Raw genomic sequence first — 20,045 nt, 5'->3', positions numbered from 1 at the left:
GGTTAGAGAAATGGCAAAGAGCATGCGTGTTTTCAATCGATACCTACTGGCCCTCGCGATGGCGCTTCCCGCGGCCGCACATGCCGCGCCGCCCGAGAATACTGTCGTCGTCGGCCTTAGCGCAGATGCCTCGACGTTTGATCCAGCTCAGATCTCGAGCCGCGACAATTCCAATATTGCCAAGCACATCTTCGCGACGCTTTTTCAGGTCAATTTCGAGGGGCAGGTGGAGCCATACCTCGTCGACAAGACGACCGTGAGCGACGACGGACTCGCCTATACCTTCACTATCAAGCAGGGCCTGACCTGCGATGACGGCGAGCCGTTGACCGCCGAAGACGTGGCTTATTCGTTCAATCGTCCTGCCGACAAGGCGCTGGGTTTCACCGGCAATACGCCTGGCTTCGTCTATACCACCCTGGGCTTCAAGTCGGCCGAGGCTGTGGACGAACTCAACGTCACCATCAACCTCACGGCCAAGACGACGCTGGCCTTGGGAATGATGTCTCAGGTCTTCATCCACTGCAAAGACAGCTACGAGAAGATGACCCTTGAGGAGGCCGCTTCCAATCCGATCGGGTCTGGCTCGTATCGCCTGGCAACCTGGGATCGCGGTTCCCAGATCGTACTCGAAAAGGTCAAGGATCCCGGCAATTTCGAGACCATTATCTGGCGCATCATCCCGGAGGCCTCGACCCGCACTGCCGAGCTGATTGCCGGCAATGTCGACATCATCACCAATGTCGCCCCCGACCAGGTTGCCGCCGTTGATGCCTCGGGCACCGCAACTGTCGCCAAGGTCGACGGCACCCGCCGCATGCAGATTGGCTTCAATCTGGGCAAGGGTGTCGAAGGTATGCCGGGTGCTGCCGAAATCCAGGATCCCAAAGTCCGCTTCGCCATGCAGTACGCAGTTGACGTTCCCAGCATCTGCAGTCAGCTGCTTGGTACCGAATGCACGCGCATGACCAGCCTGGTCAATCCGCCGAACGGCAATCCGGACCTGGTCCCTATCCCTTACGATCCAGACATGGCCGAAAAGCTGCTGGATGAAGCCGGCTATCCGCGCGGCGAGAACGGCGTTCGCTTCAGCATCCGTCTGCAGGGCCCTCGCGGTCGCTACCTCAACGACGCGAATGTAGTGCAGGCCATTGGCCAGTATCTCAGCGATGTTGGCATTAACACCGAAGTCGAGCTTCTTGAATGGGCATCGGTCTACTCGCCACTGCTTCGGACCAAGGAAATGGGCCCGCTGTTTTTCCTGGGGCAGGGCGGTGTCACCTGGAACCCGCTCTACGACATGAGCCTGTTTTCTACCAAGGATGGCGCCACGAACTACCAAAGCTGGACGGACCAGCGCTGGTTTGACGATTGGGCCCTGGCGATCGATGCGGACACAGTCGAGGAAGCGCGTCCTGTCATCAATCGCATGCTCAAGCTCTTCTACGAAGAGGGCCCGTGGCTGCAGCTCTACTTCCAGCTTGATTTCTATGGCGTGTCGAACCGCCTGGACTGGAAGCCACGTCGTGACGAAGAGATTGATCTCTTCACCGCTTCCCTGAAGTAGCCTTCTCTCGCTGGGTGCGCCGCCAGGCGTGGCGCACCCTCCCTTTCTCTAGTTGGGCCGACCGCCATGTGGACCTTCATCATCCGGCGCCTGTTACAAAGCGCCATCGTCATCATTGGGGTAACGCTCATCACGTTCACCGCGCTGCAAATGAGCGGTGATCCGACCTACCTCTATGTAAGCGAACGGGCGACCGACGCGGAAATCCAGCGCACACGTGAGGCGCTCGGCTTCGACAGGCCCTTGCCCGAACAATACATCACTTTCCTCGGGAAGCTGGCCCAGGGCGATTTCGGCGATTCACTATCCTACAAGCGCCCCGCGATCGAGGCCGTCATGGAAGCGCTGCCGGCAACGCTGGAGCTGACCCTTTTCGCAATGTTCCTGGCGATTGTCGTCGCTATCCCGCTCGGGATTGTGGCCTCCCTCAATCGGGGGACGCCGGTCGATGGATCGATCATGACGATGGGCATGCTGGGCCAATCCATACCGAGCTTCTGGCTGGGCATCATGATGATCATGTTCTTCGGCCTGCAATTGCGCATCCTGCCGATATCGGGCCATGTGCCGTTCATCATGCCGCTGGTGCAGGGCAATTTCGTCCAGGCCTTCAGCAGTTTACCCCAGGCGCTGTATTACCTGATAATGCCCGGCTTCGCTGTCGCGTTCTATTCCATCTCGCGCAACGCCCGTCTCGTGCGCTCCTCCATGCTCGAAGTGCTTGGCCAGGACTTCGTCCGGACGGCTCGCGCCAAGGGGATCAGCGAGACGGCCGTGGTTATCCATCATGCTCTGCGCAATGCGTGGCTGCCCGTGGTCACCATGATCGGCCTCGAGTTTGGCTTCCTGATCGGCGGCGTTGTGGTGGTCGAAATGGTGTTCTCGTGGCCAGGCATCGGCCGGCTCGTGTTCAACGCCATCAACCAGCGCGACATCCCCGTGGTGCAGGCCGCGGTCGTTACCCTGGCGCTGATATTCATCGCGCTCAATCTCATCGTCGATCTTGTCTACGCAAAGATCGATCCCCGCGTGAAACTCTAGGGAGGCCGGCATGTCTGTAGAAACTATCCCGTCGACGGCGCCGACCAAGACTCCTGTGATGTCACATCGCAAGCGCGAACTGCGCCGGGCCATTCGCTCCATGGTGCAGGCAAAGTGGCCGCTGGTGGCGCTGATCATCCTCCTTGCGGTCGCGATCGCCGCCGTTTTCGGTCCGTGGATTTCTCCGCTCGACCCCAATCGGCAGGACATCATGATGCGTCTGGCTGATCCCCTGACTGAAGGGCGCCGCAATGCGTTCTTCCTGTTGGGCACCGATGGGCTGGGGCGCGATGTCCTCTCGCGCCTGCTGTACGGCGCTCGCATTTCGCTGATGGTCGGCATTTGCGCCATCATGGTCGGGGGAACCATCGGCGTCGTGGCCGGACTGGTTGCCGGCTATTTCGGGGGCTGGATCGACGACGTCATCATGCGGTTGGGCGATATCCAGCTTGCCTTCCCCTTCATCCTGCTCGCCATCATGTTCCTGGTCATCCTGGGACCGGGCGTCATGAATATCATTATCGTGCTTGGTGTGGGGCAGTGGGTGACCTATGCCCGTATCGTCCGCGCACAGACCCTGTCGCTGCGCGAGAAAGAGTATGTGGAAGCCGCCCGCGCCATTGGTGACTCGACCTTCCTCATCATCTTCCGGACGATCCTGCCCAACATCATCGCCCCGCTGACGGTTATTGCCTCGTTCAATGTGGCCTCGGTGATCCTGTCGGAGGCTTCACTCTCCTTCCTCGGCCTGGGCGTGCCGCCCAACGTGCCGACCTGGGGCGCAATGCTGGCCGATAGCCGCGACCAGCTGATGGCCAACAAATGGTGGCTCGCCTTCTTCCCGGGCATTGCGATCGTCTTGACCGTACTGTCCTTCAACATCCTGGGCGACTGGCTGCGCGACTTCCTGGATCCTCGCCTCAAGACCATGGCGTAACTCGCAAACGAGAGAACAAGAAAATGAAAGTCGGTATTGTTGGCGCGAGCTTTGCTCGCTCCGCCTATCTTCCTGCACTCCGTCATGTTGAGGGGGCCCAGGTCGTGGCCCTGGCCTCTGGCCGGCTCGAAAGCGCCCGTTCGGCCGCGGACGAGTTCGGCGTTCCCGCAGCCTATGATGACTGGCAGGAAATGCTGGATCGCCATTCGCCGGACCTGGTGCTTATCGCCACACCCACCGACCTGCATGCCCCGATCACCCTGGCAGCGCTCGAACGCGGCGCCCATGTTCTCTGCGAGAAGCCGACGGCGATGGATGCGCGCGAAGCCGCTACAATGCTCGACAAGGCGGAAGGGCTCGGCCGCCTGCACATGATTGACCATGAGCTGCGCTTCAACCCCAATCGTGCCAGGGTCGCCGAGATGATCGCCAATGGTGATCTGGGCGAAATCCGTCACGTCAACGTCGCCAATATCGGGGCCTCCTGGGCCAATCCAGCCGCTCGTCCCAAGGGTGATTGGTGGAGTCTTGCTGAGCACGGCGGGGGCCGTCTTGGCGCTAATGGCAGCCATCAGGTCGATATGCTGCGCTGGTGGCTCGGTCCGGTCGCCTCGCTGGTCGGCCAGGCGCTGACTGTGATCCCCAACCGCGTCGACAAGACCACCGGCGAGCCGTGGACCGCCACTGCCGACGACGTCGCCTATTTCACGATGCAGATGCAGACCGGCGCCCTGGCTCAGGTCTTCATGAGCGGCGTTGCGGCGAACAATATCGGCAACCTAACCCAGGTCTTCGGCTCCAAGGGCACTATCCTGCTCGACAACGAGGATGAAAAACTGCTGTTTGCCAAGGTGGGCGGCGCTTTCGAAGACATCACCGTCGCCGACCCCCTCGCGGCCCTTCCTGGTCTGAACAAGGGCATCTGGAACGTCTCGGTTGTTGCTGCACTGCGCGAACTTACCGCCGCCATCGTTGAAGGCCGCAAGCTGCGGGCCGGCGCCACCTTCTTCGACGGACTAGCCAATCAGCAAGTGCTCGACGCAGTCAAGAAATCGACGGCGACGCGGGCCTGGGTCGATCTTCCGGCAGAACGCAAGTGATACGCGAACTTCGTCAGCAGCGGGTCATCGTTACCGGCGCAGGGCAGGGCCTGGGCGCTGCCATAGCTCGGCGCTTCGCCGCTGCTGGCGCCCGCTTGGCGCTTATGGACTATGATGCTGCGGCCCTGGCCGAGACCACCCGGGCCTGTGGTCCTGGCGCTATCGGCATCGAGGTTGATCTATCCGACCGCGCAGCAACCAATGCGGCCATTGCCAAGACTTTCGGTCAGATGGGGCGGGTGGATACCCTGATCCACAATGCCGCAATTCTGCGGCCTACGCCCTTCGCCGACCACGACTTCGAGAGCTTCTTCCAGACGGTCAATGTCGGCCTGCAGGCCGGCTTCCAGCTGTCACATGCCGTCTGGCGCGGCATGCGAGACAATGGTGGGGGTGCTATCGTCTATGTCTCGTCCCGCTCGGGCATCGAAGGCTTCGTTGATGAGTCAGCCTATTGTGCCGGCAAGCATGCGCTTGAAGGGTTGGCGAAAACGCTGTCCCTGGAAGGTGCTGCCTTTGGCATCACGGTGAATACCGTAACGCCCGGCATGTACATGCGCACGCCGATGTCCGATCGAAACTACACCGACGATATCAAGCAGAAATGGGTGGACCCGGCTCTCCTGACGTCCGCCTTCGTGGCCCTCGCTGAAGGGCGGTTAGCCGACAGAAGCGGGGAACGTCTTGACGCGTGGGTGGTGTCGCAATCCATCGACGGTGCCACGGGAGCATCGGCGGCCTCGCTTCGCCCCTAAACCGTAAGGAACTACGCATGCTTTCAATCGCCCGTCTGGACATCGCCGACGCTCGTATCCTGATCGCCGCAGCTCGGGCCAAGGCTGAGGCCATTGGCGTACCGATGTGCATCGCCATCACCGACGAAAGCGGCAACCTGATTGCATTTGAGCGCATGGATGGCGGCAAGGTAACCAGCACAACGATCGCCATCGACAAGGCCTACACGGCCGCCGCGGCCAAAAAGGCGACCCACGAATATGGCGCGGCCAGTCAGCCCGGTAGCCCGGCCTATGGCATCAATTCGGCAATCGGGGGGCGCCTGATGGTCGTCGGCGGCGGCTTGCCCGTCATTGTCGGCGGAGCGGTCGTTGGCGGTATCGGGGCTAGTTCGGGAACGCCAACGCAAGACACCGAGGTCGCTCAAGCGGGTGTAGATGGTCTTTTGGCGACAATGAGCACAGTCAGTAGACCGCTCTAGAATGAAGGTCGGCACGTTGCTCCGACGCGGTCCTGGTGACAGTCGCGGAGACGTCTCAGCTCGAACCACGGTGCCGCGGATCAGCGTTGAGATTTGGGCACGACCGCCGCCGCGACGCGGTCGCTCCCAGCGTCGAGACGCTATTTAAGTCCACGCGAAGCTGAAGGGGCTCGCCTAAAGGAAGGGAGTCCCGACAACAGCGCCGCGTGGATTCGGCACGCCGACTAGAACTTGTAATTTACACCCGCGCGAACAACGCTGAAGCGTTGGGCTACGTCGAGATTGCCGACCGGCAGGCCGTTATAGGGCTGGGCGCCGAGGTCGACGTAGAGATATTCGGCCTTGAACGAGATGTTGTCGGTCGCCTTGGCTTCGAGGCCGGCGCCGATGGTCCAGCCCATATGGGTGGCCGATTGCGAGGTGGTGACATTGCCCGGGTTGGTGGTGATGCTGGTGGTGCCGCGACCGGCGGCGAAACCGGCGGTGACGAAGGGCATGACCGGGCCGAAGCTCATGCCGGCGCGACCCCGCACCGTGCCGTAGAAGTCGATGCCCGACTTGAAGCTGCCAATGCCCGGAATGTCCTCGGAATAGCCGATATTGGCCCATTGCAGGTCGGCTTCGGCGCCGACGACGAAGCCGCCCATATCCATGTTGTAGCCAACCTGGCCACCGAGCTGCCAGCCATTGCTGTTGTTCTGCGTCTCGATGCCGGCAGCCGGACGGCGGGTGAGCGTGCCCCAGCCGAAGCCACCATTGACGCCGGCATAGAAGCCCGACCAGCCCGTTGCCGGGGTGGGCGAATAGATTGGGCTGGTACCGCTGTTCCAGCCGAGATCGGCGGCCTGGCTGGCAGTTGAGAGCAGCAGGATCGCGGAAAGCATGATGCCAAGACGCTTCATGGATGTCCTCGTTAACAAAAGGGAAAGCTCAAGAATTTCCTGCTAAATGCAACCGAAGACATTAACGCCCGGGTAAGGAACAAGGTTAACGCCATGCCGGAATGCATGGCTCGTGTTCACAATTGCGCGGGGTGGAGGGCGCTGCTTGCCAGCGGCGTCCGCGGCTGGCTTTGTGCCGCCATTGCGATCGGGGACCATGCCAATGTTCAAAGTGCCGTATTTCGACAATGCCGAAATGGAAACGATCGAGGCGGTGGAGGACGCGGGCGCTGCGGCGGCATTGGCCGCCTTCGTCGCGCTGACACCGGCGGACCGCCTGGCCGATGCCCGGCACGTCTTTGCCTATTACAAGGACTATCATCAGGCCGTGGGTGGCGAGGACTGGCTGGACGAACAGATGGGCGTGCCGGAAACACCGGCCGACATCTGGCGCCATGTCACGCCCGGGGGCGAAATCGCGGTGGAGAAGGGCCGCAAGGGCGACGATAACTGGTATGTCGTCATGGAGGCCAATTGCGCCTGGGAAGAAGAACACGGCCTCATGCTGGTCTGGCGCAACGGCACGACGCTCACCAAGGTCGGCGGTTATGACGGGCATCTGACCAACGTCAACGCCTATGCTGACGACAGCCTGGTCGACGTCGTCTACGCCGCCTCCGATCCCACATTCACCACGCGCCTCGGCGATGTCGGTTGAGGCCATTGCCGCAATTACCCGTGCGGTCGGCTCGATGTCAGTGCCTGCCGCATGTACTCGACAAAGACTCGCACCGTATGGGGAACGCGCGGGGTCCAGGGCCGCACGGCATTGACATGGGTGGCGTAGCGTCCCTCTACCACGTGGTGTTCCAATAGTCGGACGAGCGCGCCGCTGGCTACGAGCTGGCCGCACATGAAGCTCGGCAGGATGGAGATGCCGCCGGCGTTGAGAGTGGCCTGCAAGATGGCCTCGGCGCCATTGGCCCGGAAGGCGCCGCCTACAGCAACCGCATCGATCCCCTGGTCGCTTCTCAAGCGCCAGGTAGGCTTCTGCTGGTTTTCCCAGCTATAGAGAATGCAACGATGGTCAACCAGGTCGGCCGGCCGTGCGGGATGGGGTTTTCCGGCGAGGTAGGACGGCGATGCGACCAGCCACCAGGCGACTGGGCAAAGCTGCCAGATCGTATCGGTGTCGCGGATGAGGTCCGACATGCGCAGGGCGATGTCGAAGCCGTTCGCGGCCAGATCGACCACATCCTGGCTCAGCGACAGTTCCACGGCCAATCCCGGATAGCGATCCAGGAAGGCTGGAATCAATGGCGCTATCAGGCTTGCGCCTATGCCGGCGGATGAGGCGATGCGCAGGTGCCCCGTGGGCTGATGCGCGCGGTCCTTCAGGCCCGTCATGGCATCGTCGGCATCCGCCATCACCCGCGCAGACTCGGCGAGGAGCGTCCGGCCGGCGTCGGTCAGCGATAGTGAGCGTGTGCTGCGATTAAGCAGCTGCACGCCGAGGTCGACCTCCAGGGCCTTCACCTTGGTGCTGGCGGCCGATTTGGAAAGGCCCAGTCGCGCCGCCGCCAAGGTGAAGCTCAACGCCTCCGCGACATGGGTAAAGACGAACAGGTTCTCAAGCATCTGGCGGCGCATGATTGTTCTTAACACAGAACAATAGGTTCGATAGATGACCATTGTCGCGCAACCGCGGATCGCCTTTCATGCCGGAAAATCAACGAGCAGAGGCAAGCCCTATGACCACGATAAGCAGAATGGTTCACCTTGTGAGCCGGCCGGATGGCTGGCCGGCGCCAGACGATTTTGCCTTTGTCGATATTGCCCTGCCATCCACCGGCCGGGGACAGGTGCTGGTGGAGAATCTCTACCTGTCGGTCGATCCCTATATGCGCGAGCAGATGGATGGAGGCTGGCCGCTCAATGCGCCGCTCGAAGGCCGATCCATCGGTCGGGTCCTCGCGTCGCGCGATGCCCGTCTGGCCGAGGGCGATCTGGTGTTTCATCGAAGCGGCTGGTGCAGCCACGCTGTGCTCGGCGCCGAAGACGCGAGCCTTTTGCCAGAGCATGCCGGCATTTCCAGCAGCGCCTATCTGAGCGCGCTTGGTGGAACGGGCTTGAGCGCCTATGTCGGCTTGAGCAAAATCGCCAAGCTGCAGCCGCTCGAAACAGTCTTCATTTCCGCCGCTGCAGGAGGGGTCGGCACCATGGCCGGCCAGATCGCACAGCTGCTGGGCGCGTCAAGCGTGATCGGCAGCGCGGGCTCCGCCGAGAAAGTCCGGCGCCTGGTGGGCAAGCTCGGGTTCACTTCTGCGTTCAACTATCGCGACGGCAATATCGCGGCCCAGCTGCGCGCGGCGGCGCCCGCAGGCATCGATGTCTATCTGGATAATGTTGGTGGTGAACATCTCGAAGCTGCCATCGGATCGCTGCGCGACCGCGGCCGTGTCGCGTGGTGCGGTGCTATCGCGCAGTACAATGGGACGATCCCTCCGCCCGCCCCGCGCAATCTCTTCGATGTTGTCGGCAAGAGCCTCAGGATCGAAGGCTTCCTGGTGCGCGACTACCGCCATTTGCAGCCCGAACTGGAAGCACTGCTGGTGCCGCATATCCGTTCCGGGCGGATCAAGTTGGAGGAGACGATCACCGTTGGATTCGACAACATCGTCACAGCGTTCATCGGCATGCTGCGCGGCGAAAATGTCGGCAAGGCGATCGTACAGGTTTGCTGAAACCAGGAATATGGCGCGGTTGTGGGAAAATGGTGCCCCCCGCCGGACTCGAACCGGCACGTCTTGCGACGGAGGATTTTGAGTCCTCTGCGTCTACCATTCCGCCAGAGGGGCACGGCAAGGTCTCTAGCGCAGGTCGGCGATTGCCGCAACAGCGCCGTTGCGGGTCTAGCCGGCGAATACCAGTCGCGCGAGATACACCACCAGCACACCGGCGGCCATGGCGGCGAACAGATTGCGGGTGACGAAGTAGACCAGCGTGGTGGCGGCGGCGGCGATAACCTCGGCGGCGCTGCCGGTCACCAAAGCCGGGGCGACCAGCGAGGCCAGCACGGCGCCGGGAATGTGTTTGAGCCAGGAGGCGGCGAAGCCGTGACTCGGCAGGCGATTGGCCAGCAGCAGACCACCGGCCTTGACCATGAAGGTCACCAGCGCCATGCCCAGAATAGCGATAAGGGCTTCCGTGCTAGTCCACATGGCGCACCCGATCGAGAATGGCGCCGGCAAGGCTGCCGACAATGCCGCCAATAAGAATGTACCAGGAGCCAGGAATCAGCTTGGCAGAGATGATGGCGACAAGCGCGCCGACCAGCCAGGGCACGAGATCGGCCTTGCCCTTCCACATGCCGAGCAGCAAGGCAAGAAACGTGGCGGTGAAGGCGAAGTCGAGGCCGTATTTGGTGGGGTCGTCGATGACCGAACCCAGCACGTGCCCGGCGACGGTGGTGGCCATCCAGACACCGTATGCGACGATGCCGGCGCCGACGAGGAAGCCGACAGTCCCGCGGCTGCCCTTGCTCATCTCGCCGACTGTCAGGGCCCAGGTTTCGTCCGAAACCATGAACATGGTCAGTGCGCCGCGCAGTTGCTGTCCAGGGCCGAAGAGCGGGCGCAGGGTAGCGGTCAGCAGCACATAGCGCAGGTTGATGATTAGGGCCGCGACGATCAACGGTCCGATGGGCAGGCTCGATGGTGTCACCGTCCACAGGTCGAGCGCCACGAATTGCGCCGAGCCGGCAAACACCAGCCCGCTCATCAGGATGACTTCGAGCAGGCTGAGGCCGGCGCCGCGCGCCAACACGCCCCAGACGACGCCATAGGCGGCAATGGAAATGGCCACCGGCACGAAGGTGCGGGCGCCTACGTAAAGGTCGTCGGAAAAGCGGGAAGACATGGTGGTGACGCTCATAGGTGAATATGTAGCGGGCGCCGTGGCCAAACACACCAGAAAACGACAGGCAAATGATGACAAGTGGTGATGGCTGCAATCGGGAGCGGTGATGGGCGGATTGACGCCCCGTCAGGCCGGGCGTATCTAACCCGCGTGTCATTTCCAAGCCTCCAGCGCCCGTCCAGCCGGCATCCTGTTTTCGGGGTGTGAATAGGTCCCCGCCACGGTCTGAATTTTGCTCAGACCAATGTGGCCTCCGGGGCCCGTGACGTGACGCGCTCTTTGTCGAGGTTTTCCGGAGTGTTCAGATGAACCCCCAATCCAAGCCGCTCTGGCAGCGGTTCGCCATCTTCCTCGTGCCGCTCATGGCATCGAATATTCTGCAGTCGCTCTCGGGCACCATCAACTCGATCTATATCGGGCAGATGATCGGGGTCGAGGCGCTGGCCGCCACCGCCACCTTCTTCCCGATCCTGTTCTTCCTGATGAGCTTCATCATCGGGCTCAGCGCCGGCTCGACCATTCTGATCGGCCAGGCCTGGGGCGCCCGCAATGTCGACAAGGTCAAGCAGGTGGCCGGGACCACGCTGGTCACCACCATCGTGCTCGGCATTGCCGTCGCCATTGTCGGCGGCATCTGGACCGAACAGATCCTGACCGTATTGGGGGCACCGGAGAACATCCGTGCCATGTCGGTCGGCTACGCCCGCATCGTGCTGATCGGCATGCCCGGCTTCTTCGTCTTCCTCGTCGTCACCTCGGTGCTGCGCGGGGTGGGCGATACGATGACGCCGCTGTTCTCGCTGATCCTGTCGCTCTGCGTATCCATGCTGGTCACCCCGGCGCTGATCCAGGGCTGGTTCGGCCTGCCGCAGCTGGGCGTCAACGCCGCCGCCTGGGCCTTTATCGCCGGCTTCGTCAGCGTGCTGCTGTTCCTGTTTGTCTACATGCGGGCGCGCAGGATGCCGCTGGCGCCCGATGCCATCCTGCTTGGCGCCATGCTGAAGCCCGACTTCAAGCTACTCGGGCTGATCCTCAAGCTGGGCATACCGGCGGGGCTGAGCATGGTGATTTCCTCGATCGCCGGAATTGTCGTGGTTGGCCTCGTCAACCGGTTCGGTTCCAACGCGACGGCCGCTTATGGCGCGCTGGGGCAGGTGATGAGCTATGTGCAGTTCCCGGCCATGTCGATCGGTATCGCTGCTTCGATCTTCGGGGCACAAGCCATCGGCGCGGGGCAGATCCAGCAATTGGGCGCGATCACCCGTACAGCGCTGATGCTCAATGCCATCATTACTGGCGGGCTGGTGCTGATCGCGTATCTGTTCAGCCAGCATCTGGTGGCCCTGTTCATCACCGATCCTGAGGTGATCGAGCTCACCGAGACACTGCTGCACGTGGTGCTGTGGAGCATTGTCTGCTTTGGCTGGAGCGTGGTGTTCTCGGGCATCATGCGCTCGAGCGGCACGGTCTATGCGCCGATGGTCCTGTCGCTGGCGTGTATTCTCCTGATCGAACTTCCTGGTGCGGTGTTGCTGAGCCAGACCAGCCTGGGGCTGACAGGCATCTGGATCGCCTATGCCGCCAGCTTCACCATGATGCTGGTCTTGCAGGCCAGCTGGTACCAGTTCGTGTGGAAGAAAAAGAAGATCGTGGCGCTGATATAGACGGAAAGGCGGGCCTCTTGCCCGCCTTTTTCATGCGCCGACCAGCGAATCCCAGGCGGCCAGGGCGCCGGTGACGATGCGGTCTAGATCGGCCTGTTGGGCGCCGTCGCGGGCCTCGATGGCGAGGCCGTTGATCACTGTGGCGTAGAAGGTGGCGACGGCCTGCGGGTCGGCGGTGGCAGGAACGTCGCCGTCGGCAATGCCGCGCGCCAGCCGGGCCACCAGATGGTCGCGCGTCGCTTGCCGACGGCGGGTCAAATGGGCACGTACTTCGGCATTTTGCGGGGTTCCGACGGTTGCCGACAGCACGATGAAGCAACCGGGCGGCGTGTCTGGATTGAGCTGGGATGCGGCGTTGCGCAGCAGCGTCTCGGTGAAAGCAATGCGCGCCGTGGGGGCAGCGTCGAGCGCTTCCGCTGAAAAGCAGCCATACATGTCCTCGTAAAGCTGCAGCGCTTCGAGGAACAGGTTCTCCTTATTGCCGAAGGCGGCGTAGAGGCTGGGCTTGCCGATATTGAGCGCCTCGGTCAAGTCGCCGATGGACGTGCCTTCATAACCACGCTCCCAGAACAGCAGCATGGCCTGACGCAAGGCGTCCGTCCGATCGAATTCGCGTGGGCGTCCTGCCAAAACCGGGTGTCCAACTCATTGCGTACCGATCAGTATAAAATCATTGACCGACTGGAGCAAGTCGGTCTAGCTATTGTGTACCGATCGTTAGAAAATGGAGATCATGATGCGATCCAAACCTGAACTTCTCGACCAGGTTGCCCTGGTTACCGGTGGTAGCCGCGGCATCGGTGCCGCCATTGCCATCGCGCTGGCCAAGGCGGGCGCCAATGTCGCCTTCACCTATGCCAGCAACGGCGAACGGGCCGAGGAGATCAGCCGGCAGATTACCCAGCTCGGCCGCAAGGCGCTGGCATTCCAGGCTGACTCGGCCGATGCCGATGCCGTCGTCGCTGCGGTCGAGCGAACCGTGGACCATTTCGGTCAGCTCGATGTGCTGGTCAACAATGCCGGCGTTGCCGATGGCGGCGCCTTTGCCGATGTCTCGCGGGCCGATTTCGACCGGTTGTTCGCCATCCATGCCCGCGCGCCGTTCTTCGCGGCGCAGGCCGCGGCGCGGCACATGCCCAATGGCGGGCGCATCATCTCGATCGGCACCAATCTTTCTACCCGTGTCCCCGATCCGGGCCTGGCACTTTATGTATCGAGCAAGTCGGCGCTGATCGGGATGACGCGGGCGCTGGCGCGCGAACTGGGCCCGCAGGGGATCACGGTCAACACCGTCGATCCCGGCTCAACCGATACCGACATGAATCCGGCGAACGGTCCCTATGCCGGCAGTCAACTGGCGCATAACGCGCTGGGCCGCTTCGGCGCACCCGAGGATGTCGCCGCGGCGGTGCTGCATCTGGCCGGTCCCGGCGGACGCAGCATTACCGGAAGCTCGATCCTGGTCGATAGCGGCTACAACGCCTAATGCAAATGGCAACGCCCCAGCCGATCAGCGCAAGCGCCGGTTGGTTGGGGCGTTGTAACAAGAGGGGTCGTCAGTCGCCGCGGGCGTAGGCGACCTTGCGCGGCTCGGACGAGGTCGTGGCGTTTTCGCGCGCGTCATAAATGGCGCGGGCGTCGATGATCGAGCTGTGATTTTCGCCCGCCCAGTCCCAGAGGCTGCTGATCGGGCCCTGCAGGGTCTTGCCCAGTTCGGTCAGGCTGTACTCGACGCGCGGGGGCACCTCTGGATATATGGTGCGGGTCACCAGGCCATCGCGTTCCAGATTGCGCAGGGTGAGGGTCAGCATGCGTTGCGAGACGCCGTTGATCAGGCGCTTGAGTTCGTTGAAGCGCAACGTGCCGTTGCGGCCCAGCATGCCGACCACCATCACGCTCCACTTATCGCCAATGCGATTGAGAACGTCCGACATGGCGTGGCAGTTGGATGATTTGGAGGTGTCCTGAAGGGACATGGGCAAATCCTTCGGTCTTGTAACTCAGGCACAAATATAGAGACAGTTCCTTTCTGTGCCTAGGGGCGATTGTCGCGATCCCGTCACATGCAGCGTTCACCGATCCGGATGAATTGACAGCCGCCCTGTCGGCGCGGTCTTTGGATGGCCAAGAACTCTACCCGAGGAATCGCCATGACTGACCGTATCGAACAGCTCGCCGATCAGATGACGCTGGAAGAGAAGGTCTCCCTTCTCTCAGGCGAGGATTTCTGGTCGGTGCCGGCCGTTCCCCGACTGGGCATTGGCAAATTGCGGGTCACCGACGGACCCAATGGCGCACGCGGCGGCGGTTCGCTGATCGGCGGGGTCAAATCGGCGAGCTTTCCCGTTGGCATTGCCCTGGGAGCAACATGGAATGTGGAACTGGTCGAGGAAATCGGCGCCGCCCTGGCCGACGAGGTCAAGTCCAAGAATGCCCATATGCTGCTGGCGCCGACGGTCAACATCCACCGCTCGGTCACCAATGGCCGCAATTTCGAATGCTATGCGGAAGACCCGATCCTCTCGGGTGAGCTGGCCGTGGCCTATATTGTCGGCCTGCAGGGGCAGGGAATCGGCGCGACGATCAAGCACTTTGCCGGCAATGAATCGGAGATCGAGCGCACGACCATGTCGAGCCAGGTCGATGAGCGCACCCTGCGCGAGGTTTACCTCATTCCGTTCGAATGGGCAGTGAAGAAGGCCAAGACCTGGGGCGTGATGAGCTCGTACAACCGACTCAACGGCACCTTCACCTCAGAGCACAATTGGCTGCTGACCGACGTGCTGCGCCGCGAATGGGGCTATGACGGCGTGGTCATGTCCGACTGGTTCGGATCGCACTCAACCGCCGAAACCGTCAATGCCGGGCTCGATCTCGAAATGCCGGGGCCGCCGCGTGATCGCGGCCAGAAACTGATCGAGGCCATACAATCGGGCGCGGTGAGCGAAGCGACTTTGCGCCAGCGCGTCGTCGCCATGCTGCGGCTGATGCAGCGCGTTGGCTCGCTCGACGATCACAGGCCATTTGCCGAAGCCGCCAACGACCGCCCCGAGCACCGGGCGCTGATCCGCCGCGCTGGCGCCGAAGCGGCAGTGCTGCTCAAGAACAATGGCGCCTTGCCGCTGAGAGGCGATGGCAGCATTGCCGTTATCGGCCCCAATGCGAAGATCGCGCAGATCATGGGCGGCGGCAGCGCCCAGCTCAATGCGCATTACCGGGTGTCGCCCTGGGACGGGTTGGTCGCCGCTTTGGGTGAGGACCGTCTCAGCTACGCGCCGGGCTGCACCAATCACCGGTTCGAGCCGGTGCTGCGCGGATCGCTCAAGGTCGAGTATTTTGCCAATGAGCAGCTCGCCGGCGAGCCGGTGCACGTGGCGATGCAGGACGAAGCTCAGGCCTTCTGGATCGGCCACGTCGCTGACGGCAAGGTCGATGTCCAGCATTTTTCCGCCCGCATCAGCGGCACATTCACGCCGGAAACCAGCGGCGAGCATCGCGTCGGCGTCTATTCGGCCGGCTTTGCCAAGGTCTATGTCGACGGCAAGCTGATCGCCGATGCCTGGACGCAGTGGACCAAGGGCCGGACCTTCTTCGAGGAAGGTTGCGACGAGGTGGTCGGAACGGTCGGGCTTGAGGCCGGACGCGCCCATGAGGTGGTAATCGAGTTCGCCACCAAGGATTTTGCCACGCTCGGCCTTGCCGCCTTCGCGGCCGGTATCGGCCTGCCATTGGGCAATCAGGCCATCGCCGACGCGGTGCTGGTCGCCCGCAATGCCGATACCGCCATCGTCTTTGTCGGCCGCAATGGCGAGTGGGATACGGAGGGTAGCGACTTGCCGTCGATCCAGTTGCCGGGGCGGCAGAACGAGCTGATTGCTGCCATCGCCAATGCCAATCCCAACACGATCGTGGTGCTGCAAACCGGCGGACCGGTCGAAATGCCGTGGATCGGGTCAGTCGCGGCTCTGCTTGAGGCCTGGTATCCGGGACAGGAGGCGGGCAACGCCATCGCCGACGTCTTGACCGGCGCCGCCGAACCGTCCGGCCGCCTGCCGCAGAGCTTTCCGGTCAAGTGGAGCGACAATCCGGCCCATAGCCAGGATCGGGAGGTCTATCCCGGTCTCGATGGCAAGGTCCGCTACGAGGAAGGCGTGTTCATCGGCTACCGGCACTATGACAAGGTCGGCACGGCGCCGCTGTTCCACTTCGGCTTCGGACTTGGCTATACCAGCTTCGCCGTGAGCGACCTCACGGTCGACGACGCCGAGTTCGAGGCGGACGGCCAGGTGATGGTCGGGGTGACGGTCAGCAATACCGGCGCGCGCGATGGCGCGACGGTGGTGCAGCTCTATGTGTCCGATGATACTGCGTCCGTACCGCGCCCGGCCAAGGAGCTCAAGGCGTTCAGCAAGGTACAGCTCAAGGCCGGAGAAAGCCGCCAGATCACTCTGCCACTCGATGCGCGATCATTCGCCTTTTACGGCGAGAAGTCCCGGCACTGGCTGGTCGAGGATGGCAGCTTCACGCTGCAGGTCGGCCTGTCCTCGGTGGACCTGCCGCTCAGCGCGCAGGTGCATCGCCAGACCACGCTGATGCTGCCGGTTTAGGCCGCTTCACCTTTCCCTTGGGGGAGAGGTCGGCGCGCAGCGCCGGGTGAGGGGGCCTTTACTGGGTCGGATGTTGGGGAAGGCCCCCTCACCCGACCCAGGAGGGTCGACCTCTCCCCCGAAGGGAGAGGTGAAGGGTCTGCGCGGATCAGGCCACCTTATGCTCGGCGCCGTACATGCCGAGGTAGTAGTCGAGATTGCCGTCGCGCAGGCCGAGCGTTTCCATTATGCCGCTCATGAAGCTGACCGGCGCCGTGCCGGGAGCCGTGACGATCTTGCCGTCGACCACGGCATTGGGCTGGTCCTTGTAGCGGGCCGCACCTTTGTAGCCTGTCGGCGGCAGGTTGTCGGCCGAGTTGGAGGTATGGTCGACCTGGTCGAGCAGCCCCGCCTTGGCCAGCGTCAGCGTGCCGTCGCAAATGCCGGCAACGGTCTTGCCGGCCGCCTGCGCGGCAATCAGCGTTGCGCTGATATCGGGGGCGTGGGGCTTGCTCCAGATGGTGCCGCCATTGACCACAAGTGCGTCGATGGCGTTTGGATCGATGTCTTCGACGGCCATATCGGGCATCACCTTGAGACCGCCGGCCGAAGTGACGGGCTTGCCGCCCGGCGTCGCGAAGCGGGTGTCGATCTGGTAATATTCGCGAGCGCCAGCATTGAGCAGGGCCGTTTCCCAGTCGGCATAACCGTCGGTGAGAATGGTTACGATGGTTGTCATTTGGCGTCTCCTTTGCTTGTGATGGCCTGACCCTAAGCGCCGATCCCACCAGTTTTTGTCAGCAGCGGACGTCCCCTCAATGGCCAAACGAAGCGAACGATTGCTTGCCCTGATGCAGGCGCTACGCCGCCGTCGACGGCCGGTGACCGGGCAGGTGCTGGCCGATGAAATGGGCGTGTCGCTGCGCTCGCTTTATCGCGATATCGATACGCTCAAATCCATGGGCGCGGCCATCGATGGCGAGGCCGGGCTCGGTTTTCAGCTTCGTGCCGATTATTTCCTGCCGCCGCTGATGTTCACCGAAGAGGAGGTGGAAGCGGTGGTGCTGGGCCTGCGCACGCTCATCTATGGGCCCGATGGCGAGATGAGCGCCACGGCGCGCGATGCCAGCGCCAAGCTGGCGGCGGTTCTGTCGCCCGAACGCCGGCAGGATATGGATGCGGTGGGACTGTTCGTCATGCCGCGCAGCGTCGGCGGCGACGATTTTCGCCTCGGTCAGTTGCGCCGCGCCCTGCGTCAGGAGCAGCAGATCAGTATCCGCTATCACGATGCCGAAGGCTCCCCCACCGGTCGGACCATCTATCCGCTGGCGCTGGGCTATTACGAAAACCGGCAGGTTCTGGTGGCCTGGTGCACACTACGGCAGGATTGGCGCCGTTTCCGCATCGAGCGCATCGACGGTATCGACGTGCTCGATGCGAAGCTGCCCGAGCCGCGCCGGACGCTGTTTCACCGCTGGCGCACCAGCCTTGGCCTGCCCGACCTGAGCTAAGCGGCGGGGCCATAGCACTTCAGGGATATTGGGAAACGTGGCGTGTCTATCCGACTTATCCCCGGCCCCTTCGCCCATGCCATACTCCTCCGCGTTGCCCACGTCAGAGCCCAGTCATGACGAGTGATGGTCGTGGGGATAGCCGGAGGAGGAGGGGTCGCCTTCCTTGTGCGGGGGAAATTCGGCAGCCGCGCCTGCAATACTGGTAGCGCCTGAGCCCGGACCCGTTAGACAACCCGGCATGGTGGCGAGGCAACTGCCTCAACACAAACTATCCATCGAGGCAGATGCCTCGCCACCATCGCTCTACCTGAGCGAACACGGGACGACACGACAACCGCACTGCAGGCGGCGCTTCGGCACGTCCATAGCCTTCAAAAGCCTGTCAGTGTGACCATGCGTCCATTGAGGTCGCAGGGCGGCGCTGGTAAGAGAAGCCGCCTTCCAATAGTCCGGAGCCGTCCACTCTTGCTGCTTGTCCGCCGTCTTTTGCTCGTCGCCTTCCTTGCCCTGGTCAGCCTGACGCCCGCCCGCGCCAATCCGATGCTGCTGGTGGATATGGACAATTTCGACGTGCTTTACGCGCAGGAAGCCGGCCAGCCCTGGCACCCGGCGTCGCTGACCAAGCTGATGACGGCCTATGTGGTGTTCGAAAAGATCGCCGAAGGCTCGATCACGCTTGAGACGCCGGTGACCATTTCGCGCAAGGCGTTCAACGAGGCGCCGTCCAAGTCGGGCCTCGCCGTCGGTAGCGCCGTGACGCTCAAGGACGCGCTCTATCTGATGCTGGTCAAATCGGCCAACGACGTTTCCATGGCCATTGCCGAAACGATCGCCGGCGATGAAGCGAGCTTTGTGGCGATGATGAACGAGACGGCGGCCCGGATGGGCCTGTCGGCCACCCATTACGCCAATCCCAATGGGCTGCACAATCCAGCCCAGGTGACATCAGCGCGCGATCTGGCCGTGCTCTCGCTCTATATCCGCCAGAGCTTTCCGCAATATCTGCCGATCTTCGGCACCGAGGCGGTGGTGCTGGGCAAGAAGCGTCTCGAGTCCGAAAACAAGCTGCTCACCACCTTCTCCGGCACGACCGGCATGAAGACTGGCTTCGTCTGCGCCTCCGGGCTCAATATGGTGGCGACGGTCGAACGCAATGGCCGGCGTATGATGGCGGTGGTCCTGGGGGCGTCCTCGGGTCGCGAGCGCAATGAGCGTACGGCCGAGCTGGTGCTCAAGGGTCTCTCGGGCGCGGCCCAGCCGAGCGGACAGACGATCCTCAATGTCGCCAACAATCCCGGCGCCGCACCGGTTGATATGCGGCCGATGATCTGCGGCAAGGATGCCAAGGCCTATGTGGCGGCACAGGAGGCGGCGTTCCCGATGGGCCTCGAAGGTCAGCCCAGCTATCTCAATGACACGGTGGTGCCCAGCAGCTACGTGGCAACCGATCTCGGCAGGCTCGCCACGGGCGTTGCATTGCCGCGCCCGCGTCCGCCGCATGTGCCTGTCTTCGCGGTGCCGACGACCGAAGCCGCGTTGAGCGGCGACCTGCGGCCGGGTCTGCCGGCGTCGGTGGGTGCTGGCGTGCCCTATCCGCGGCCGCGTCCAGCCAATCTCTAGA

At 62.7% G+C, this 20,045-nt stretch carries 20 protein-coding genes and 1 tRNA gene; 13 read left to right on the top strand and 8 right to left on the bottom strand.

The features are described 5' to 3' along the window. Window positions 1–22: 22 nt before the first annotated feature. The 6 genes from MF606_RS18910 to MF606_RS18885 all read left to right on the top strand — a co-directional run bounded on the left by MF606_RS18910 (window position 23) and on the right by MF606_RS18885 (window position 5,861). Window positions 23–1,567: an ABC transporter substrate-binding protein gene (locus tag MF606_RS18910; RefSeq protein WP_240230875.1), complete on the top strand. Its 1,545-nt coding sequence runs from the start codon at window positions 23–25 to the stop codon at window positions 1,565–1,567. A gap of 66 nt (window positions 1,568–1,633) precedes the next feature. Then, window positions 1,634–2,608 carry an ABC transporter permease gene (locus tag MF606_RS18905; protein WP_240230874.1) on the top strand — a complete coding sequence of 325 codons (975 nt, stop codon included), beginning with the start codon at window positions 1,634–1,636 and terminating at the stop codon, window positions 2,606–2,608. A 10-nt stretch (window positions 2,609–2,618) separates the two neighbouring features. Then, window positions 2,619–3,545, top strand: coding sequence for an ABC transporter permease (locus MF606_RS18900; RefSeq protein WP_240230873.1), 927 nt, complete (start codon window positions 2,619–2,621; stop codon window positions 3,543–3,545). Between the two features lie 23 nt (window positions 3,546–3,568). Further along, complete coding sequence (locus MF606_RS18895; protein WP_240230872.1) at window positions 3,569–4,645, top strand: Gfo/Idh/MocA family protein; 1,077 nt, start codon at window positions 3,569–3,571, stop codon at window positions 4,643–4,645. Continuing rightward, a complete protein-coding gene (locus MF606_RS18890; protein ID WP_240230871.1) occupies window positions 4,642–5,400 on the top strand; it encodes an SDR family NAD(P)-dependent oxidoreductase in 759 nt (252 codons plus the stop codon). Before MF606_RS18895 ends, MF606_RS18890 begins: the two co-directional genes overlap by 4 nt. Before the next feature lie 17 nt (window positions 5,401–5,417). Next, window positions 5,418–5,861 carry a GlcG/HbpS family heme-binding protein gene (locus MF606_RS18885; RefSeq protein WP_240230870.1) on the top strand — a complete coding sequence of 148 codons (444 nt, stop codon included), beginning with the start codon at window positions 5,418–5,420 and terminating at the stop codon, window positions 5,859–5,861. Between the two features lie 224 nt (window positions 5,862–6,085). On the opposite strand, the gene MF606_RS18880 is transcribed toward MF606_RS18885, so the two are convergent. Then, window positions 6,086–6,763 carry an outer membrane protein gene (locus MF606_RS18880; RefSeq protein WP_240230869.1) on the bottom strand — a complete coding sequence of 226 codons (678 nt, stop codon included), beginning with the start codon at window positions 6,761–6,763 and terminating at the stop codon, window positions 6,086–6,088. 202 nt (window positions 6,764–6,965) lie between these two features. Between MF606_RS18880 and MF606_RS18875 the strand changes: the two genes are divergently transcribed. Then, window positions 6,966–7,460: a DUF6985 domain-containing protein gene (locus tag MF606_RS18875; RefSeq protein ID WP_240230868.1), complete on the top strand. Its 495-nt coding sequence runs from the start codon at window positions 6,966–6,968 to the stop codon at window positions 7,458–7,460. A gap of 14 nt (window positions 7,461–7,474) precedes the next feature. On the opposite strand, the gene MF606_RS18870 is transcribed toward MF606_RS18875, so the two are convergent. Beyond that, window positions 7,475–8,392, bottom strand: coding sequence for a LysR family transcriptional regulator (locus tag MF606_RS18870; RefSeq protein WP_240230867.1), 918 nt, complete (start codon window positions 8,390–8,392; stop codon window positions 7,475–7,477). 41 nt (window positions 8,393–8,433) lie between these two features. Here MF606_RS18870 and MF606_RS18865 point away from each other — a divergent pair, with 41 nt between their 5' ends. Next, window positions 8,434–9,486: an NADP-dependent oxidoreductase gene (locus MF606_RS18865; protein ID WP_240230866.1), complete on the top strand. Its 1,053-nt coding sequence runs from the start codon at window positions 8,434–8,436 to the stop codon at window positions 9,484–9,486. Window positions 9,487–9,516: 30 nt separating this feature from the next. Here MF606_RS18865 and MF606_RS18860 read toward each other — a convergent pair. The 3 genes from MF606_RS18860 to MF606_RS18850 all read right to left on the bottom strand — a co-directional run bounded on the left by MF606_RS18860 (window position 9,517) and on the right by MF606_RS18850 (window position 10,660). Further along, a tRNA-Leu gene (locus MF606_RS18860) sits at window positions 9,517–9,600 on the bottom strand. A gap of 54 nt (window positions 9,601–9,654) precedes the next feature. Continuing rightward, entirely contained in the window at window positions 9,655–9,963 is a 309-nt protein-coding gene (locus MF606_RS18855) for an AzlD family protein (RefSeq protein ID WP_240230865.1), read from the bottom strand. Then, on the bottom strand, window positions 9,953–10,660 hold the full coding sequence (locus MF606_RS18850; RefSeq protein ID WP_240230864.1) for an AzlC family ABC transporter permease: 708 nt from the start codon (window positions 10,658–10,660) through the stop codon (window positions 9,953–9,955). The genes MF606_RS18855 and MF606_RS18850 overlap by 11 nt, the downstream gene beginning before the upstream one ends. Before the next feature lie 305 nt (window positions 10,661–10,965). Between MF606_RS18850 and MF606_RS18845 the strand changes: the two genes are divergently transcribed. Then, window positions 10,966–12,324 carry an MATE family efflux transporter gene (locus MF606_RS18845; RefSeq protein WP_240230863.1) on the top strand — a complete coding sequence of 453 codons (1,359 nt, stop codon included), beginning with the start codon at window positions 10,966–10,968 and terminating at the stop codon, window positions 12,322–12,324. A gap of 30 nt (window positions 12,325–12,354) precedes the next feature. Here the strand turns inward: MF606_RS18845 and MF606_RS18840 are convergent, their stop codons facing one another. After that, window positions 12,355–12,954 (bottom strand): TetR/AcrR family transcriptional regulator, encoded by a 600-nt coding sequence (locus MF606_RS18840; RefSeq protein WP_240230862.1) that lies wholly within the window; start codon window positions 12,952–12,954, stop codon window positions 12,355–12,357. Window positions 12,955–13,060: 106 nt separating this feature from the next. On the opposite strand from MF606_RS18840, the gene MF606_RS18835 reads away from it, so the two are divergent. Beyond that, window positions 13,061–13,810, top strand: coding sequence for an SDR family oxidoreductase (locus tag MF606_RS18835; protein WP_240230861.1), 750 nt, complete (start codon window positions 13,061–13,063; stop codon window positions 13,808–13,810). A 70-nt stretch (window positions 13,811–13,880) separates the two neighbouring features. Here MF606_RS18835 and MF606_RS18830 read toward each other — a convergent pair whose 3' ends face one another. Continuing rightward, window positions 13,881–14,300: a winged helix-turn-helix transcriptional regulator gene (locus MF606_RS18830; RefSeq protein WP_240230860.1), complete on the bottom strand. Its 420-nt coding sequence runs from the start codon at window positions 14,298–14,300 to the stop codon at window positions 13,881–13,883. Between the two features lie 174 nt (window positions 14,301–14,474). Between MF606_RS18830 and MF606_RS18825 the strand changes: the two genes are divergently transcribed. Next, window positions 14,475–16,931, top strand: a complete 2,457-nt coding sequence (locus MF606_RS18825; protein WP_240230859.1) for a beta-glucosidase — start codon at window positions 14,475–14,477, stop codon at window positions 16,929–16,931. A 148-nt stretch (window positions 16,932–17,079) separates the two neighbouring features. Here MF606_RS18825 and MF606_RS18820 read toward each other — a convergent pair whose 3' ends face one another. Continuing rightward, window positions 17,080–17,649: a DJ-1/PfpI family protein gene (locus MF606_RS18820; protein ID WP_240230858.1), complete on the bottom strand. Its 570-nt coding sequence runs from the start codon at window positions 17,647–17,649 to the stop codon at window positions 17,080–17,082. Between the two features lie 79 nt (window positions 17,650–17,728). Here MF606_RS18820 and MF606_RS18815 point away from each other — a divergent pair, with 79 nt between their 5' ends. Both MF606_RS18815 and MF606_RS18810 read left to right on the top strand, forming a co-directional pair. Beyond that, complete coding sequence (locus MF606_RS18815; RefSeq protein WP_240230857.1) at window positions 17,729–18,421, top strand: helix-turn-helix transcriptional regulator; 693 nt, start codon at window positions 17,729–17,731, stop codon at window positions 18,419–18,421. A 468-nt stretch (window positions 18,422–18,889) separates the two neighbouring features. After that, complete coding sequence (locus MF606_RS18810; RefSeq protein ID WP_240230856.1) at window positions 18,890–20,044, top strand: D-alanyl-D-alanine carboxypeptidase family protein; 1,155 nt, start codon at window positions 18,890–18,892, stop codon at window positions 20,042–20,044. Window position 20,045: the final 1 nt, after the last annotated feature.

This window comes from Devosia lacusdianchii (assembly GCF_022429625.1).
GTDB lineage: Bacteria > Pseudomonadota > Alphaproteobacteria > Rhizobiales > Devosiaceae > Devosia > Devosia lacusdianchii.
Note: the sequence above shows the minus strand (reverse complement) of the source record. Positions and strands in the feature narration are given on the sequence as shown.